The sequence below is a fragment of the Nocardiopsis sp. LDBS1602 genome (genome assembly GCF_035818715.1).
Classification (GTDB): domain Bacteria; phylum Actinomycetota; class Actinomycetes; order Streptosporangiales; family Streptosporangiaceae; genus Nocardiopsis; species Nocardiopsis alba.
The window spans coordinates 871,551-888,296 of record NZ_JAYLVW010000001.1 but is presented as its reverse complement, the minus strand read 5'-3'; the positions used below and the strand labels follow the sequence as shown (position 1 = coordinate 888,296).

Annotated in this window: 19 protein-coding genes; 10 read left to right on the top strand and 9 right to left on the bottom strand. The window is 67.7% G+C overall.

The window, feature by feature from the left end; translation table 11 throughout:
- Positions 1 to 604 precede the first annotated feature (604 nt).
- The 6 genes from U9J66_RS04125 to tcuA all read right to left on the bottom strand — a co-directional run bounded on the left by U9J66_RS04125 (position 605) and on the right by tcuA (position 6,844).
- Entirely contained in the window at positions 605 to 826 is a 222-nt protein-coding gene (locus U9J66_RS04125) for a hypothetical protein (RefSeq protein ID WP_014913341.1), read from the bottom strand.
- A gap of 364 nt (positions 827 to 1,190) precedes the next feature.
- Positions 1,191 to 2,705, bottom strand: coding sequence for a tripartite tricarboxylate transporter permease (locus tag U9J66_RS04120; RefSeq protein ID WP_326337076.1), 1,515 nt, complete (start codon positions 2,703 to 2,705; stop codon positions 1,191 to 1,193).
- 12 nt (positions 2,706 to 2,717) lie between these two features.
- Entirely contained in the window at positions 2,718 to 3,236 is a 519-nt protein-coding gene (locus tag U9J66_RS04115; RefSeq protein WP_326337075.1) for a tripartite tricarboxylate transporter TctB family protein, read from the bottom strand.
- Positions 3,236 to 4,258, bottom strand: a complete 1,023-nt coding sequence (locus U9J66_RS04110; RefSeq protein ID WP_326337074.1) for a Bug family tripartite tricarboxylate transporter substrate binding protein — start codon at positions 4,256 to 4,258, stop codon at positions 3,236 to 3,238. Before U9J66_RS04110 ends, U9J66_RS04115 begins: the two co-directional genes overlap by 1 nt.
- A gap of 499 nt (positions 4,259 to 4,757) precedes the next feature.
- Positions 4,758 to 5,375, bottom strand: coding sequence for a GntR family transcriptional regulator (locus U9J66_RS04105; protein WP_017536393.1), 618 nt, complete (start codon positions 5,373 to 5,375; stop codon positions 4,758 to 4,760).
- Positions 5,372 to 6,844, bottom strand: coding sequence for an FAD-dependent tricarballylate dehydrogenase TcuA (gene tcuA / locus U9J66_RS04100; RefSeq protein ID WP_326337073.1), 1,473 nt, complete (start codon positions 6,842 to 6,844; stop codon positions 5,372 to 5,374). Before tcuA ends, U9J66_RS04105 begins: the two co-directional genes overlap by 4 nt.
- A 114-nt stretch (positions 6,845 to 6,958) precedes the next feature.
- Between tcuA and U9J66_RS04095 the strand changes: the two genes are divergently transcribed.
- The 3 genes from U9J66_RS04095 (at position 6,959) to U9J66_RS04085 (ending at position 8,797) form a co-directional block, all read left to right on the top strand.
- A complete protein-coding gene (locus U9J66_RS04095) occupies positions 6,959 to 7,495 on the top strand; it encodes an AbrB family transcriptional regulator (RefSeq protein ID WP_051067494.1) in 537 nt (178 codons plus the stop codon).
- The gene (locus U9J66_RS04090) at positions 7,492 to 8,031 is read left to right on the top strand and encodes an AbrB family transcriptional regulator (RefSeq protein ID WP_161111824.1); all 540 of its coding nucleotides are present in this window, start codon (positions 7,492 to 7,494) and stop codon (positions 8,029 to 8,031) included. The genes U9J66_RS04095 and U9J66_RS04090 overlap by 4 nt, the downstream gene beginning before the upstream one ends.
- A gap of 235 nt (positions 8,032 to 8,266) precedes the next feature.
- The gene (locus tag U9J66_RS04085; RefSeq protein WP_017536397.1) at positions 8,267 to 8,797 is read left to right on the top strand and encodes a PH domain-containing protein; all 531 of its coding nucleotides are present in this window, start codon (positions 8,267 to 8,269) and stop codon (positions 8,795 to 8,797) included.
- Positions 8,798 to 9,001: 204 nt separating this feature from the next.
- Here U9J66_RS04085 and U9J66_RS04080 read toward each other — a convergent pair whose 3' ends face one another.
- On the bottom strand, positions 9,002 to 9,871 hold the full coding sequence (locus U9J66_RS04080) for an alpha/beta hydrolase (RefSeq protein WP_326337072.1): 870 nt from the start codon (positions 9,869 to 9,871) through the stop codon (positions 9,002 to 9,004).
- 210 nt (positions 9,872 to 10,081) lie between these two features.
- Here U9J66_RS04080 and U9J66_RS04075 point away from each other — a divergent pair, with 210 nt between their 5' ends.
- Together U9J66_RS04075 and U9J66_RS04070 are read left to right on the top strand one after the other, a co-directional pair.
- Positions 10,082 to 10,660, top strand: coding sequence for a TetR/AcrR family transcriptional regulator (locus U9J66_RS04075; protein WP_161111826.1), 579 nt, complete (start codon positions 10,082 to 10,084; stop codon positions 10,658 to 10,660).
- Between the two features lie 79 nt (positions 10,661 to 10,739).
- Complete coding sequence (locus U9J66_RS04070) at positions 10,740 to 11,324, top strand: GNAT family N-acetyltransferase (protein ID WP_326337071.1); 585 nt, start codon at positions 10,740 to 10,742, stop codon at positions 11,322 to 11,324.
- 153 nt (positions 11,325 to 11,477) lie between these two features.
- Here the strand turns inward: U9J66_RS04070 and U9J66_RS04065 are convergent, their stop codons facing one another.
- Positions 11,478 to 11,960, bottom strand: coding sequence for a hypothetical protein (locus tag U9J66_RS04065; protein ID WP_326337070.1), 483 nt, complete (start codon positions 11,958 to 11,960; stop codon positions 11,478 to 11,480).
- A 197-nt stretch (positions 11,961 to 12,157) separates the two neighbouring features.
- On the opposite strand from U9J66_RS04065, the gene U9J66_RS04060 reads away from it, so the two are divergent.
- The 4 genes from U9J66_RS04060 to U9J66_RS04045 all read left to right on the top strand — a co-directional run bounded on the left by U9J66_RS04060 (position 12,158) and on the right by U9J66_RS04045 (position 15,012).
- Positions 12,158 to 12,604 carry an NUDIX hydrolase gene (locus tag U9J66_RS04060; RefSeq protein WP_326337069.1) on the top strand — a complete coding sequence of 149 codons (447 nt, stop codon included), beginning with the start codon at positions 12,158 to 12,160 and terminating at the stop codon, positions 12,602 to 12,604.
- Between the two features lie 170 nt (positions 12,605 to 12,774).
- The gene (locus U9J66_RS04055) at positions 12,775 to 12,999 is read left to right on the top strand and encodes a hypothetical protein (protein ID WP_161111829.1); all 225 of its coding nucleotides are present in this window, start codon (positions 12,775 to 12,777) and stop codon (positions 12,997 to 12,999) included.
- Positions 13,000 to 13,285: 286 nt separating this feature from the next.
- A complete protein-coding gene (locus U9J66_RS04050) occupies positions 13,286 to 13,741 on the top strand; it encodes a GNAT family N-acetyltransferase (protein WP_326337068.1) in 456 nt (151 codons plus the stop codon).
- Between the two features lie 596 nt (positions 13,742 to 14,337).
- Complete coding sequence (locus U9J66_RS04045) at positions 14,338 to 15,012, top strand: AAA family ATPase (RefSeq protein WP_326337405.1); 675 nt, start codon at positions 14,338 to 14,340, stop codon at positions 15,010 to 15,012.
- Between the two features lie 46 nt (positions 15,013 to 15,058).
- Here the strand turns inward: U9J66_RS04045 and U9J66_RS04040 are convergent, their stop codons facing one another.
- Positions 15,059 to 15,553, bottom strand: coding sequence for a PACE efflux transporter (locus tag U9J66_RS04040; protein WP_326337066.1), 495 nt, complete (start codon positions 15,551 to 15,553; stop codon positions 15,059 to 15,061).
- Positions 15,554 to 15,654: 101 nt separating this feature from the next.
- Between U9J66_RS04040 and U9J66_RS04035 the strand changes: the two genes are divergently transcribed.
- The gene (locus U9J66_RS04035; protein ID WP_326337065.1) at positions 15,655 to 16,548 is read left to right on the top strand and encodes a LysR family transcriptional regulator; all 894 of its coding nucleotides are present in this window, start codon (positions 15,655 to 15,657) and stop codon (positions 16,546 to 16,548) included.
- Positions 16,549 to 16,746 lie beyond the last annotated feature (198 nt).

The window sequence follows — 16,746 nt, the reverse complement described above, 5'->3', positions numbered from 1 at the left end:
TGCGGACTGCTCCCTGTGCGCGGGCGCGGTGAAGACGAGGGCGGTCCGTCGGTGTTCCAGGAGAGGGGAGCCGGGGCCGGTGAGGTGCTCTCTCGGAGCGGCCCAAGGCGGGCGTGGTGGGTGTTGAGGGAGAGCGTGTGACGCTTCGTGGCGGAGGTCGTGGGGAGATCGCGGCTTCTGTTCCCGTAGGTCGTTCTCTCCGAACCCCACGCGGGTGGGGATGACCGATCGCGCGGGCAACGGCGCGGGCGTGGTCGACCCGAACCCCACGCACGTAGGAGTGGCGTCCCCTGAACCCGCACTACTGAAGGACGATGGCGGGGAGCACCCCCAGGGGAGCGGGAGCGGTAGCAGTAGCAGGGGGCCGTTCCTCCTGCCTGAATGGATAAAGCTCCGGGTATCTGTCCCTAGGGGTATGACCAGGGCGGAAAGCGATTCGCGGGGATCACTTCATGGGCAGGGGAACGGTTCTGGAAACCATGTGAAGGCGAGCGCTTCGTGGACGCTCGAATTCCGCGTTCGGCCTTCGAATCCGAAAACGCGGCACGGGGTGCTCCGGCCGGACCCCGGCCGGCCTCGAGCGGGGGAGGGGAACCGTCGAACCTCAGCGGCGGGCGCGGGCGATGGGCCCGAAGTGCGCGGCGACCGCGCCGAGCATGAAGTGCCGTACCTGCTTCTCGTTCATGGGTACGACCCCGGCGGGCACCTGGATCCGGAACGGGAAGTCGTCCCCGGCACGGACCTGGAAGTCGTCGATGATCCCCTGCGAGAGCAGGAAGATCAGCCCCTCGCGGATTTTCCCGTCGGTGTCGGTGGATGACCACATGAAAAGAGGGTAACCGGCCCTCGGACTCGGAGAAAACGCCTCCGCCCTTACACAAGGGAAGGTGGGGGATCGGTGGCGCTGTGACCGGTGATTTCTCCGCATAGGTATCGTCCTGGTCGGTTTTCTTCTTTGAGAGAAGGCCCGCGGTCGGTGAGATGTTCTCTCCGGGACGGTCCGAGGCCGTGGTGGTGGGGACGCGGGATGCGCGTTCTCTCCCTGCCACGGCTTCATCCGGTGGCGGATCACCTCGAACGACTCCGCCCGCCCCGGGCATGGGGAGAACCCCTGGCGGAGATCGTCCGCCAGGGGTCCTGTGGCTGTGCCGCCGTCCTGCCCGTTCCGGATGGACGGGGCGGACGCGGAGCTAGGAGACGTGCTCGCGCTTCTTGCGTGTGACGGCGGTCCAGACGGGCTTGAGGAAGCCCGCGAACAGAACGATCGCCACCAGGGCCCAGATGGTGATCGAGATGCCGGAGGCGCCGACCATCGCCCAGAGGTCGCCGCGGTAGGTGACCATCCCCTGGACGAAGTAGCGCTCGATCATCGAACCGAGGACCAGACCCACCAGGAGTGAGGCCGGGGAGAAGTCGAGCAGCCGCAGGAAGTATCCGAAGACCCCCGCGATCAGCACGATGTGCAGGTCGATGAAGTTGCTGTTGATGCTGTAGGCGCCGATCGAGGCGATGATGACGATGAACGGGACCATGTAGCGCATCGGGGTCATGATGAGCTTGATCCACACCCCGATCAGGGGCAGGTTCAGCAGCAACAACATGACGTTGGCGATCAGGATGGACGCGATGACCGACCAGAACAGGTCGGGTCGCTGGGTCGCCAGCAGGGGGCCGGGCTGGACTCCCTGAACCGTCATGGCCGAGATCATCAGGGCCAGGGTGGCGGAGAACGGGATGCCCAGCATCAGCACCGGGACGATACTGCCGATGGTGGCCGAGGAGTTGGCCGCCTCCGGGCCGGCCACACCCTCCACCGCTCCGGTGCCCAGTTTCTTCCGATGCTTGGAGACCGACTGTTCGACCTTGTACGAACCGAAGGTGGACAGCGCGGCCGCCGGCCCCGGAATCAGCCCGAACCCGAACCCGATCAGTGAACCGCGCCCCCACGGGGTGATCGAGCGGCCGAGTTCCTCCTTGGTCGGGATGAGCTCGCGTATCCGGAAGCGTTTGGGCTTGGGCCGCTTGGCGTCCCCGGTGAGCATGAACATCAGCTCGGAGAGCCCGTAGAGGCCGACCGCGACACTCGCCAGGGCGACCCCCAGGGTCAGATCCACCTGACCGAACGTGAAGCGGTTCGTCGAGGTGTTGACGTCCAGACCGACCGTCGCCAGCGCCACACCGATGATCATCGGCAACAGCCCCGACCCCAGTGAGCCCCCGGAGATCCGGGCGAGGACGAGCAGGCCGCCGGCGGTCAGCGCGAAGAACTCCGCGGGACCGAACCGCATGGCCACGCCGGTGACGGCCGGCAGGACCAGTAGCACGATGCCCAGCCCGATCAGTCCGGAGATGAACGACCCGAGGGTCATGATGGTCAGGGCGGCTCCACCGCGACCGTTCTTCATCATCGGATGACCGTCGAAGGTGGCGACGACGGACTGGGCGTCACCGGGCATGTTCAGCAGGATCGACGTCATCGACCCCGCGAACTGGGTGCCGATGTAGATACCGGCGATCATGATCATGCCGACCGCGGGCTCGTAGGCGAAGGTCAGCGGCAGCAGCAGCGCGGCGCCGGCCACCGGCCCGAGACCGGGCAGGATGCCGATCAGCGTGCCGGCCAGCGCTCCGACGAACGCCGCCAAGAGCAGTTCGGGTGAAACCGCGAGTTCGAGGCCGTAGAGAAAGCCTTCAATTGTTCCCATGGTTTATGCCTCTTACGGAAGGATCATGCCGCTGGGCAAACGAATTCCCAGGGCCTCAGCGAAGAAGAGGGTCAAGACGATTCCCATGACAACACCGATGATGATGGATTTCACCCATGAAGCACGGCCGACCACGCGGATGAACGCTACGGCGAAGAGCGCCGACGCGATGTACTGCCCCAGGGTCGGGATCAGCACGGCGTAGTAGACGATCACCATGGACGTGAATATGAGAACGTCTTTCAGATCGCGTCCGCGGGGGAAGTCGATCCGACCGGACTCTGAGCGTCCCAGGAGCGATTCGACGATCACCAGCAGGGAGATGGTCGCTCCGGCGATACCGATCCATCCGGGGATCATCCCCGGGCCCGGCTGCGCCAGTGTTCCCTTGTCGAGATCCATTCCCGCTATGTAGTACCCGACGAAGATGGCCAGGAAGAGGGCTCCGAAGAGGATGCGCCCCAAGCGTTTGGGGTCGTTCTTCAGCCCCTGTGTCGAGCTTTCCGATACGTGGCCTGTGTTCTCGGACATCAGTTCTCGCGGTCGTTTCCGAGCTCGATGCCGTGCTCGATGCCGGCCTGGATGTCCTCGAGGTAGGTGTCCAGTTCCTCACCGGTGGCCACGTGGGGAAGGGTGCCCTGGCCGCGGGCCCACTCCTCCCACTCCTCGCTGGTGACGATGGCGTCGGAGGCCTCGCGCAGGGCGGAGGCGACGTCCTCGTCCAGACCGGCCGGGGCCATGGTCATGTAGTCCGAGGTGAAGGGGATCTCGTACCCGGCCTCGTCGAATCGGACGGCGTCGGGGAGGAAGTCGCTGTAGTCCTCCGGGCCGCTGTACGCCAGGGCCCGCAGGTCGCCCGACTCGACCAGTCCCAGCTGTCCCGACGCGTTTCCGACCACCGCGTCCAGGCGGCCGCTCATGACCTCCAGGGCCGCCTCCCCGGTGCCGCCGGCCGTGGTGACCAGCGATACCTCGATGTCGGCCTGCTCTTCGAGGAAGTAGATCACGAAGGCCGGGTTGCCCATGCGGGCGGGCGTGCTGATCTGGATGTCCCCCGGGTTCTGTTTCGCCGCCTCGATCAGGTCGTCCAGGGTCTCGTACTCGGAGTCCGGGGAGACGAACAGGCCGTAGGGGGTGCCGGACATCTTGGCCAGGGGCGTGAAGTCCGTGGGGGTCTCGTACTGGGCCTCGCCGGTGACCAGGGGCTGGGCCACGAAGCCTCCGGAGGTGCCCAGGCCCAGGGTGTAGCCGTCGGCGTCGGCGTTGGCCAGCTGGGTGATGCCGACCGCCTCGTCGCCGCCGGGCACGTTGATGACGTTTCCGTTGGCGTCCAGTTCCGTTTCCAGCATCTGGACGAATTGGCGTCCGACGGGGTCGGCGCCGCCGCCCGGGTTGTAGGGGACGATGTATTCGATGGAGTCCGAGGGATATTCGCCGTCATTGGCTCCGCAGCCGGCCAGAATAAGGGGGGCGACCGCCATGGAGGCCATGAGTGCACGTCGGTTCCGCTTGCCGGTTCGGCTGTCGGCGGGGCGCGATGTGGGGGAGTGCATGGGGGCTCTCTTTCGGTATTTCCGGTTATGTGGGAACGGTGATGGACGAGGGTGGGGTGGTCGGTGGCTCACGGTATTACAGGTTAAATCAACGTGAGATTTGCGTTACAGTACCACGTTTTGCCCGGATTCAAAGCCGCTCGCCTGGTAAAATTAATCCGTCCGGGCTGTGTCCTGTGTGGATTTTATGATCGGCATTCCTCAGGGCCCCCGGGCGGATGCCGGTGGCTCTACCGATATTTCTTCCCGGTCGGAAGCGGATGTGTTATCGAGGTTCGTTTCAGGTGAACCGGTGCCCGGGTCGGCTCAGCCGATCGAAGAGGCGTCGTCGCGTCTTTCTCTGACGTGAGAACGGAATTCGGCTGAACCTCCCGGGCGCGCGCATCGGCCGCTGAGGCATTCTCAAGCCGGTGGCTCGCCCGACGCGGATCGTGTCGGGCGGGGGCGAGCGGCTCGAAGGCCTCCGAGGGCCTTCAGCGAGGGGCGATGGCCGACACGATCACCTCTGCCTGTACGCGGATTCGATGTGGTGGCGCATGGCCTCGGCGGCCTCATCGGCCCGGTGGGCCCTGATGTGGTCGACCATCCGCGTGTGCTCCTCCAGCGAATCGCTCCAGCGCTGGTCCGTACGCAGCGTGGTGGGGGAGATGGACATCGACTGCACGCCGTGCTTCTGGTTCGCTTCGATGAGGAACGGGTTGCCGCTGGCACGCCAGATGATCAGGTGGAACCGGTAGTTCAGTTCCCGGCGCACGGCGGCGGAGGGGTCCTCGAGTCTGGACTGCTCGGCCAGGGAGGCCTCGAGTTGGACCACCTCGTTCTCGCTTCTGCGCATCGCCGCGAACCGGCAGGCCTCCGATTCCAGGATCTTGCGCATCTCGTAGAGCTGGCCGGTCTTCTCGCCGTCCCACACGGTCACCCGGGTCCTGCGGCCCTGACGTTCGGCCAGCCCGTCCACGAGCAGCCGGGCCACGGCCTCGCGGACCGGAGTCCGGGAGGTGCCGACCAGGTCGGCCACCGCGCGTTCGTTGAGGTCGTATCCCTGCTCGAGGGACCCGTCGAGGATGCGGGTGCGCAGCTGCTGATAGACGCTTTCGACCTGTGTGCCGCCCGTCATGACGCCGCAGACCGTCCGGCGATCCGGCCGAAGACGATGCCCGCCGCCAGACCGGAGCCTCCGGGGTAGTTGCCGCTGAACAGACCGCCCAGCGCCTCGCCGCACGCGTAGAGTCCCGGGATGACCGCACCGTCCCGGTCGAGCACCCGGGCCTGGGAGTCGCCCTTGAGCCCACCGAAGGTGAACGTGATGCCGCAGGTGACCGGGTAGGCGTAGAAGGGGCCCTCGGCGATGGGGTTGGCCCAGTTGGACTTGGGCGGGACGGTGTCGGCCGAACGGCCGTCCTTGACGTTGGGATCGAACTCCACCGAGGTGCGGATGGAGTCGTTGAAGGACCGGACGGTCTCGAGGAGCCCGTCCACGTCGATCCCCGCGTCCCGGGCGAGTTCCTCCAACGAGTCGGCGACGTGTTCGCCGACGCCGGGGACCTCGTACTCCTGAGGGCGGAGCATGGGCCGTAGCGGGGCGTCGAAGATCTGCCAGGCGACGGCGCCCGGCTGCATCAGGACCTCCTTGCCGTACTTGGCGTAGGTGAGGTTGCGGAAGTCGGCGCCCTCGTCCAGGAAACGCCGGCCGTCGCGGTTGACGATGATGCCCAGCGGGTAGCTCTGGCGGGTCAACCGGTTGGTGACCTCGTAGTTGGACTCGTTGTCCGCGAACCCCGCGTCCCACTGCGTGGCGTGGCAGGAGGTCCAGTCCCCACCCTTGGCTGCGCCGATCCTCAGCGCCTCGTTGAGCATGGTTCCGGTGTTGAACGGGGTTCCGCGGGTGACGGCGTGGTGCCACTGCGGGCCCATGTGTTCGGCCCGCATCTCCTTGCTCGCCTCGAAGCCGCCGCTTCCCAGGATCGTGGCCTCGGCCCGGACGGTGTGCTCCTCGCCGTCGCGTTCGTAGACCACCCCGGTGACCACGCCGTCGGCCTGGACCAGGCGCAGGGCGCGGGCGCCGAACAGGATCTCGATGCCCGACTCCTCGGCCGCGCGGTAGTGGTCGCGGACCAGCCCTTCGCCGCCGTCGACGTTTCCTACGTGCAGCCCGCCCCAGAACAGGTAACCGCCGTCGGGGCGCCGGTAGGCCTGGCGCTCGTACATCAGGCGGTACCGCAGACCCTTGGACTTCAGCCACCGCATGTCGTCGGCGATGTTGGAGATCAGGATCGAGGTCATCTCCGGGTCGTTGCGCCCGTCGGTCACCCGCTTCAGGTCCGCGGCGTACTCCTCCTTGGAGTAGGGCGGCACCTCCGTGGTGCCGTGGCGCTCATCGGCCTCGATGAGGTCCGCCAGGCTCTCCAGGCCGTCGTGGGTGATGCGGGTCGCGCCCGCGGTGAAGTAGCTGTTGCCACCGGCCCGGTCCTTGGGGGCGGCTTCCAGGACCAGGACCCGCTTGCCCTGTTCCCGGGCCGCGTGAGCGGCGCACATGGCGGCGTTGCCGGCGCCCACGACGAGAACATCAGTCGTATTGGTGGACATTCACTCCCCTTTGGTATACCAAGTGAAGGAAAGGTATTCCAATGGTCAAACGCCTGTCAAGGGGCTTCGTGCCTGGTCCGCCGATGTCCCGCAACGACGAACGATTGAGGTCACGTGACGGCGCGAGCGGATAGATCCGGCTGGGGCCGGGCCCTGGACGTCCTGCGACTGCTGGCCGGCGCGGCGGTGGTGGGGTCGCTCCTCGAACTGCTGGGGGTCCCGGCGGGCATGCTCTTGGGCAGTGCCATCGGCGCCGCCCTCGCCAATCAGAAGTGGACGCCGCGGCTTCGACCCACCGCCTTCCCCCGGCCTCTGCGGTACGTCGGGCTGCTCTTGGTCGGCCTGGTCAGCGGTGTGCTGTTGACCATGGAATCCCTGGGGAGCACGGCATCGGTCGCCCTCCCCGTCATCGCCGCCTACCTCGGGCTCGCCATGGTGAACCTGCTGGTCATCGCCCTGCTGATGGCCCGCTACGACGTGGACCCGGCCACCGCCGTGCTGGCCGTCACCCCCGGCGGACTGGCCGAGGTCACCTCATTGGCCATCGACAAAGGAGCCCGCATGGGTGTGGTGATGACCGTGCACTCGGTCCGGCTGCTGACCATCGTGTTCGTCTTCCTGCCGATCGTGCTGGCGGTGGTGGGCTCATGAACCCGCTGCCCCTGCTCGCGGTGATGGCGGGCGCCCTGGGCGCCGCACTCGTCTTCCGATGGGTCCGCGTGCCGCTGTGGCCCCTCACCGGCGGCCTCGTCGGAGCCGCCGCGGTGAACCTCGGCTTCGGCCTCGCCGCCGAGGTGCCCACCGCGATCGCGCTGACCGGACAGCTGCTGATCGGCACTGCCATCGGTGCCACCATCGGCTCCGAGGTCTTTCGGCAGTTCCTGCGCATCATCGGCCCCGGAACGCTCGCGGTGACGGTCGTGCTGGGCGCCGGACTGCTCTTCGGATGGCTGTTCGCCACCGCGGGGCTCATGGACCCGGCCGAGGCGATGCTGTCGCTGGTGCCCGGCGGGGTGGGGGAGATGGTGGCCGCCGCCATCGCCCTCGATCTCGACAGCGCCCAGGTGGTGGGTGTGCAGGTGGTGCGGATCCTGACCGTGCTGCTGAGCCTGCCGCTGGTCTTCCGGGTGAGCGAGTGGATCCACCGCCGCTGGATCGCGGGCCCGGGCGACACCCCCGGCACCTGAGCCCGGTACCCTCCCGGACCGCCTCCCCGCACGCGGGGATGGATCCGGGATCGGGCGCTGGTAGAGGAAAGGGCTCGAATCGGAGAACAATGGTCGAGCTCTGGACGCCTCTCGACGTTCATGATGGGGCGTTGGTGCACACGGTGGCCTGTGCCGGTCATGTGGTCCGACGGTGCTCGAACCCGTGCCACGATGGCGCCAGATCCCCACATCCCTCCCAGGAAGAGGCTCCCTCATGGCCGACGTCCAGCTTCGTCCCGACATCCAGGCCGCGCGTGACCGTATGTCACACCGGCTCGGGTCGAACCGGGAGATTCGCAAGCTCGTCGAGTACCTGCGGGAGGGCGAGACCGTCACCCATCTCCTGGGAGGCGTCTACGGGCCCGGCACGGGCCTGGTGGTGCTCACCGACCGTCGGTTGATGTTCCTCAAGGACGGATGGACCAGTCAGGTCACCGAGGACTTCCCGTTCGAGAAGATCTCGTCGGTCCAGTGGTCGGCGGGGATGCTGCTCGGGAAGATCACGATCTTCGCCAGTGGCAACAAGGCCGTGATCGACCAGGTCCAGAAGCCCGATGGCAAGGCGATGGTCGACGCGATCAACGGCATCATCTCGCGGGGACCGGCACACGCTCCGGCTCCGGCCGCGCCGGTACGACAGGTCCCGGAGCCCGCGCCCATGTCGTCCTTCGAGATGGTGAAAGAGCTGCGGAACAGAGGCGTTCTCACTCCGGAGGAGTTCGGCGTGATCGTGAACCGCCTGTAGCGTTCCATCCCGGGTTCGACCGTCCCTCGTCCCTGTGGGAGCAGGAGTCCCGGGCGGGGATGTGGGGGCGTCCGGCTTCGGGCAGCGGAGTACGCCCGGCAGGGCGGGGCCGAACACGACGAAGGCCCGGGAGCCATGCTCGCCGGGCCCTGGTGAGCGAGGTCCGCAGAGGTGGGCGCCGCGGCCCTGCGCGACCGCGACCGGTCAGCGCTTGTGGCAGGTCTTCAAGTAGCCGAGGAACGACGCTTGCAGACCGGTGACGTGCGTTTCTCGCAACAAGGCCTTCGAAACGTGCTCCGCCCATCCCTTGGCGTGCAGTCGTTCCACCGCCGTAAGAACGTTGCGGGACATGCCGCGGTAGAACGGAACGTCTCCGAGCAGCTCGGCCTCGTTCAGCGTGATGTGCAGCCGTGAGCCGGCCGAGCCCTCGCCGGGTTCCGGTAGGGCGTCGATGAGGGTGAAGATCCGGCTGTCCGCACCGGCGACGCCGGGGCTGCCCGCGCCGAAGCTCGCGAAGGGCGCCGCCTCGCGCAGCCACGCGTAGAGGGCGAAGAGTCCCCCGTAGGAGTAGCCGAAGAGGCCGTGCCCGGACTCGCCGACCCGCAGCCTCGACCGCAGGTGCGGGTGGAGTTCGTCGGTCAGGAAGTCGAGGAAGACGTCGGCCCGGGTCTCGGCCGGCTCCGCGAGGTAGGCGTCCACCTGCTCCTGGGTCATCCTCCCCGTCTCGCGAGCCGCCGTGAGGGTCGCCATCATCTCCTCACCGATGGGTTCTCCCGGCGGAACGAGGTCGCGATTGCGGAGCGACGACCAGGAGGCGGCCTCCTCACCGGCGTACCCGACGCTGACCTGGATGTACGGGGCGATCGTCAGATACGGGTCCGCCTGGGTGACGATGAGGGGCGCTGTGAGTCCGACGGACCAGTTGCCGTCCAGCACGTAGATCAGCGGCAGGGGATCCGTGGAGTCCGCGTAACCGGGGGGTGTGGTCACCCAGACGCCGTAGCGGCGCCCCGATCGCGCGGTCACCTCCAGGTACTCCGTGTCCGGCAGACAGCCGTGCAGTATCTCGCTCATCGCGTTTCTCTCTTCATGAAGCGGCCCCTTGACAATGGGGACGGCCGTGCCCGGATCGGCGGACATCTTCGGGTCGGGGAGTGGATCTCGACGCCAGCTGACCAGGGGTTTCGCGCCCTGAGGCGGTCCGCCCCGACGGCGTCCTCAACAGTGGTGAATTGGATGTGCGGTAACGTACTCAACAGTGGTGAAACTGTCAACGGAGGCAACGTGAGATCGCCCGTGGGGGAAGGGAAGAAGCGTCTCCTGGAGGCGCTGTTCGATGAGTTCGGCGAGAACGGCCCCGGCCCGAACCTGTCGATGCGCCAGGTTGCGGAACGGCTCGGTGTGCACCACACGTTGCTGACGTACCACTTCGGATCGCGGCCGGGGCTGCTGCGCGCGGTGCTGTTGGAGGCGCGCCGCCGCGACAACGTCGTCATCGCCGCGACCGGCGACGAACTCGGCTTCGTCGCTCTGTGCAGAGCCATCTGGGACTTCTACTCGGACCCCACGCACGAAGACCGCGTCCACGCCTTCTTCCACCTGGTCGGGCTCGCGGTCTATGAACGCGACGCGTTCCAGGAGCTCGTCGTCGACATCGACGACCTGGCGCGTCTTCTCGAAGCCGCGGCCCTTCGCGATGGGGCCACGGAGGCCGACGCCCGGGAGCGGAGCATCATCGCGACCGCGGGTCTGCGAGGACTCCTTCTACAAAGGATGCTGACCCCGACCGCCGAGGTCGATGCGGCGGCGGAGCGCTTCATCGCCTCGTTGGCGGCGTTCGAGGGCGAAGGCCGCGCTGTGTAGACCACCGTGGCCTATGGGCCGGACGGTCGACTCTTCGGTACGAGGGCGGGCGCTCGTGCCGGACCGCTACGGTGAGGACATGACGCCACCCGGCAGCAGATCAGCGCAGAGCGAGACGGCGGGAGCGATCACCTATCGCGTGGCCGAGAGCGAGAGCGACAGGTCCGCCGTCATCAGGGGCGAGTTCACCTCGGACACCGTCTTCGAAGTGGTCGTCTCCGAGGACGGGTTCGGTATTCGCCCCACTCGGCTGGACGCGACGATTCACAAGGTCTTCCCCGACGACGAGCCCGAGGACGATGAGACGTCGGAGAACGGACGTCGGTTCGTCGCCCTGGACGGCGATGACGTGTGCGGCTACGTCGACACCGAGTACGAGCCCTGGAACCGGCGGCTGGTCATCGCCGATATCGAGGTGGCCGGGGCGTACCAGGGGCGAGGGATCGGCCGCGCGTTGATGGACCACGCGATCGATCGGGCTCGGGAACGCGGTGCCGGACACGTCTGGCTGGAGGTGACTAACGTCAACGCTCCGGCCATCCGTGCCTACCAGCGCATGGGGTTCACCTTCTGCGGCCTCGACACCTCCCTGTACAGCGGGACCGAGTCCGAGGGGGAGACGGCACTGTACATGAGCCTTTTCCTCGACCCGGCCGGCGAATAGCGGTTTCGGTTTCCAGGTCGTCTTCCCTGGCCCCGCGCTCAAAGTGCGTTCGAAGAAGCCCCTCCCCGGCCGTGACGAGGTCACCCCACAGGGGGCCGGGCTCGAAGTGGGGACGGGGCCATGCCTTCAGCAATCCGCCCGGGTGAACCGGGCTTATTCTCGGCGGGCGCCGTCGGGCCATACGACCTCGACCGGAACGCCCCGGCCGCGTGCTGCCTCGACCGCGTCGCCGGTGCCGCCCTTGCCGCCGGAGGGTCGTCCGTCCCAGACGGCGACCAGCCGGTCGATCCCGCCCAGGACGGCTTCGTTGGCGTCCTCGTAGGCTTGGCGCCCGGCGGTCCTGTGCGGCATGTAGCGGACCAGGGTGGAGCGCATCAGGAGGTCGTCGAACTGTTCGAGGTTGTAGGGCTTGACCTTGGCCTCGCGGTAGTCGACCGAGGGGAGCACGACCTCGAGCCTCCCGTCGGCTTCCAGGACGACCTCGGCGAAGATCTGGTCGGCTCCACGGGCCAGGCACGAGACCCCGACCAGATCACCGTCCTTGTACGGAGCGAGCACCTCGGCCAAGGCCCGGCGCACGAGAGGGACGCTGTCGGCCGTCAGGTTGGAGTGACCGGTGATCCCGATCCGGGTCATGCTTGCTCCTTGGAGGTCGAGGGTTCCGCCGGCAGGGTGTTCGACAGTCTCTCGCGGATCTCGGCCACCGTGGGCTCATCGAACTCGGGGGCTCGGTGAAGGTCCAGAGGTGATCGGATCTCTGCTTTCCGGGCTCACCGGCGCCATCGGAGCCCTAGGGTCGCAACGACACCGAGAGACCGCCCAATGGGGGACCCTTGCCGGAGCGCTACCGCAGCATCATCGACGTCCACGTGATCCTGCCGAGGGGAGACGAGATCCTCCTGCTGGAACGCCGGAACACCGGCTACTGCGACGGGATGCTGCCCCTGCCCTCCGGCCACCTCGACGAGGGCGAGCCGATCCCGCACGGTGCGGCCAGGGAAGCCCGGGAAGAGGTCGGTGTGGACATCGACCCGGCCGACCTGACCCTGGTCGCCGTCGTGCACCACCGGCAACGCGAGGACCTCGCCCGCGTCGGCATGTTCTTCCTCGCCGAGAAGTGGGCCGGTGAACCGGTCGTCGCCGAGCCGGACAAGGCCGGAGGGCTCGCCTGGGCCGACCCGCGCGCGCTGCCGTCGAACACGATCCCCTACCCGGCCGAGGGCATCCGGGCATGGGTCTCCGGAGCCCGGTTCGCGCTGCATGGATGGCCGGCCGCCTGAAACCGCCGGCGTTCGTGACCACGCCGTATGCGCGCTTTGCAGGTCCCTCGCTCCGACCGAAGACGAAGGTGCGACCGCACGATCCGATCCGGGTGTTGTTGCTGCTCAGAGCACTGGCCCGAAGTTAATCTCTGCATTACTAGTCAGATTCGTAGAGTGAGGAACAACGGATGTTCGCTCGGATCGCCGTAGTCACCACGGCCGCCACCGCCGCCCTGCTCGCGGGCGTGGGGGCCGCCTCCGCCGACGAGGGGTGGACGCCCCAGTCGCAGATCACCTTCAGCCAGGACGACGGCGCCACGTTCGACTACACCGCAGGAGACCACAGCGGTGGTGGGTCGTGGGGTCCCGGAGGAGTCGACATCTCCCACAACTGGGGGGTCGTCAACAGCTAGGACGGGCTCGCGCGGATGCTTCCGCCGGTGGCGGTGTCGCCATCGAGGCGAGCGGTGGTCAGACCATCCCTCGCAAGCCCTGGAGGGATGGTCGGCCGAGTTCCAGCGGCGAGGAGAGAGGTGACCCGGCGCCGCGATCGCGGAATGACCCGAGGAACACGCCCTCGCGCCGGGGCGGTGTACCCCGACTCGACGGTGTTCGGCGCGGTCGCCATGAAGTTTCCTCGGAGCCAGGGCGGCTCTGAAATCGGATGCGGATCGTCCGCTCGTCTGTGATGCTCCTGCCGTGAACACCGGTGATGTCCTCCTCCGTCGGGCGGAGCGAAGCGATGCCCTCGCCGCGGCCGACGTGTGGCTGCGCTCCTTCGCGGAGACTCTTCCCTCGGTACGTCGGGCGCACGATGACGTCGAGGTGCGCTCCTGGTTCTCGCATGTGGTCGTGCCGAGGTACGAGACCTGGGTGGCGACCTCCGGGGGCTCGGTGGTCGGGCTCCTGGCGCTCGACGGTGAGGAGCTGGACCAGCTCTACCTCGACCCGGAGTGGCGAGGGCGAGGGATCGGTGACCGGTTCATCGCCCTGGCGAAACGGCGACGTCCGGACGGGCTGGTCCTGTGGACCTTCCAGGTCAACGAGCCGGCGCGGCGTTTCTACGAGCGGCACGGCTTCGTCGCGGTCGAACGGACGGACGGGTCGCGGAACGAGGAACGAGAGCCCGACATCCGTTACCTCTGGAGGCCCTGAGCGTCTTCTGTGCCTCGTGTCCGTGGTGAGGAGTGAGGGTGGTGCTTATCGGTGGGGGAGGGGGTGGTGGAGCCTGAGCCCCACGCATGTGGGGATGGACCGGTAGCCCTGACCTTGGTCTGTTCCTTGGTGGCCTGAGCTCCACGCATGTGGGGATGGCTCCTGGGACCGCTACGCCCCACACGGCCCCCGACCAACGACACGCGGTCCGGGAACGCGCCGCTTTACCGTGGCTATACCTGCCCAAGTTGTACGGTCCGTGAAAGATGGTGCACGGACTATCCCGCCTTCGGGTGGAGTGAGAGCGCCGGGCATCGCGTTTTCGAGCAGCTCCATACCCCCGAGCCGACGAGAAGGAAATGATCACCTGGGATCTCCCGGTGGGCTTCACCATCGCCCGCACCACCCACCGACACCCGTCCGACGCGTCCGTTCAGATCGTGATTCAGGCACCGGCCGTCGCCCAGGCCGCGCGGCGACGCGCGGTGCACCCAGGAGCCGTCGGTGTCCGGTAGAGCCGGGACGTCGGTGACGTCGTGGCCGTTGTAGAACCGCGCCCCACCGGCGCGAAGGTCGGCTTTGAGGAGCTACCGAAGATGGTCCAGGGGCGGGCCCGGGATGTCCCCATGGTGAACGACGCGATGGCGCGCGGGGCGGTCTACCCTCGGCGGTCTCTGGTTCTGGTCACCGGGGTGCCCGGGGCCGGGAAGAGCACTCTGCTGAAGCGGCTGTTCGGCCTGCGCGGTGACGAGGATCGGACCGTGCTCACCGCGGACGGCGTGCGGGTGATCGATTCTCTCCAGTCGCGGTATCGGCTGAGATCGATGCTCGCCCGGGTCCCCTATCTGCTGTGGCGGTGGGTGGTGCACGTGCTGCACCTGGTCCGGGTGGTCGCGGCGTTGCGCGGTGGCCCGGTTGTGGTGCACGAGTGCGGGACCCGGCGCTCGGTTCGCGTGCTCCTGGCCCTGCTGTGTCGTCTTCGCCGGTACGAGCTGCACGTGTTGATGATCGACGCCACCCCGCAGGAGGCCTGGAGGGGGCAGAACTCCCGGGGGCGGCGGGTGACCGAGCGCAGCCACCGGACGCATTCGCGGCGCTGGCGGCGGCTGCGCGCGGCCGCCCTGCACGGGCCGGCGGCGTTCGCGCGGGGAGCGCGCAGCCTGCTGGCGCTCGATCGGCGTCGGGCACGGGAGCTGGCCTGGATCCGCTTCGGTCCCGACGCGGACGCCCGTGGTCCTCTGCGCACCGTCATGGAGTCGCCCTCTCCGTAACGAGAGCCCCACCGCTCCCTGTCCGGTGCGGGAGGGTCCGCCCGCCTCAGGAACGTTCGGCCGCGGTCGCGGGCTCCTCGACGGAAGCGGTGGCTTCGTCCTCGACCTCCGGAACGGGGTCGGCGATGGCCGAGGACGGCAGCCCGAAGATCTTGTCGAAGGCCCAGTTGTAGCCGAACGTGTAGAACGGGATGTAGACGATGAACACCAGGTCCAGCAGGAACGCCTGGAGCAGGCTCATGTCCAGCCACCAGGCGATGAGCGGGATCAGGTAGCACACCAGCGTCAGCTGGAACGCGACCGCGTGCAGGATCCTGCGCTTCACCGTGCGCTCGCGGCTGACCTGTCGGCGCTCCCACGCCTCGAACAGATAGTTGAAGGCCATGTTCCACAGCGCCGCCACGGTGGCGATCATGATCGCGAGCGGGGCGGTCGTCCCGGGGCCGCTTCCCGTCAGGGCCGTCATCACGGCGGTGCCCACGACGAAGCCGATGACCTCGTAGCCGCCCACGTACACCAGCTTGCGCTTCAGACCTTGCACTTCGCACTCTCTTCGGGTTCCTGCGGATGTGACAGGGGCCGACGTTAGCGTCAGCTAGCCTGATGAAAAAAGTCAGCTTCTTTCAGATCTGGTGACAGGACTTGGGTCTCTCCAGCGACAACATCGATCTCTTCCTCGCCGTGGTCGACCACGGCTCCTTCTCCGCCGCCGCACGCGCGCTGAACCGGGTTCCCTCGGCGGTGAGCATGGGCATCGCCAACATCGAGGCCGAACTCGGTTACCCGCTGTTCGACCGCTCCCGGCGCGAACCCGTCCCCACGGCGCGGGCGCAGGCCCTCGTGCCGCACGCACGGCTGGTCGCGAGCAGGTTGCGCCTGCTCCAGGCCCACGCGGTCGAGCTCTCCGACGACCTGGAGAGCACGCTCACGATCGGGGTGTCGGCGGGGGTCGACCACCGGCCCCTGCTGGACGCGGTGGCGGAGATCGCGGCGCGCCACCCCCTGCTCTCCGTCGAGATCGCCGACGCCCCACAGGACGACGTCCGGGAGCAACTGCACTCGGGGGCCGTGGACCTGGCTCTGATGTTCGCCCGCACCCGCAACGACCGGGAGGAGGTGTTCCTCAACGTGGCGGAGGAGACGTTCTTGGCGGTGGCGTCCGCCTCCGTGGCGACCTTCGGGATCCCAGCCGACCTGCGCCGTCTGGAGGATCTCGCCGGAGCCCGCCAGATCGTGGTGTCCAGCCTGGAACGACAGTTGACGGAGCGGCGGCTCGTCGTCTCGGACGCCTACTGGCGGGTGAACTCGGCGGAGACCGCGCTCGGCCTGGTGGAGCGCGGGATCGGTTGGGCCAACCTGCCCTTGCCGCTCGTGCGGAGAAGGGTCGCGGCCGGGGCGGTGCGCGTGATGGAGTTCGAGAACCTCGAGAACGGCCTGGCTATGCCGGTGCAGCTCGTGTGGTTGCGAGGTAGCCCGCTCCGGAAGGCGGCGGGGGAGTTGGTCGACCGGATGGGCCGGGACCGGCGCCGGGGATGATCCTGGATGGGTTTCTGGTGAGGCTGTTCCGTGTGGGGCGTGGCCCGGTTCGTCTTGAGCGGTCTCGTTGATCTTTGGGAGAGCCGGAGCGGGCTTCTGTGGCGGTAGACCTACGCGACACAGGCCTGAGGGGAAGGTGTATTTCTGTGCCCTATGCGCAGGGTGAGCCCATTCCCAGGCTCACGCACGAGCAGCTCG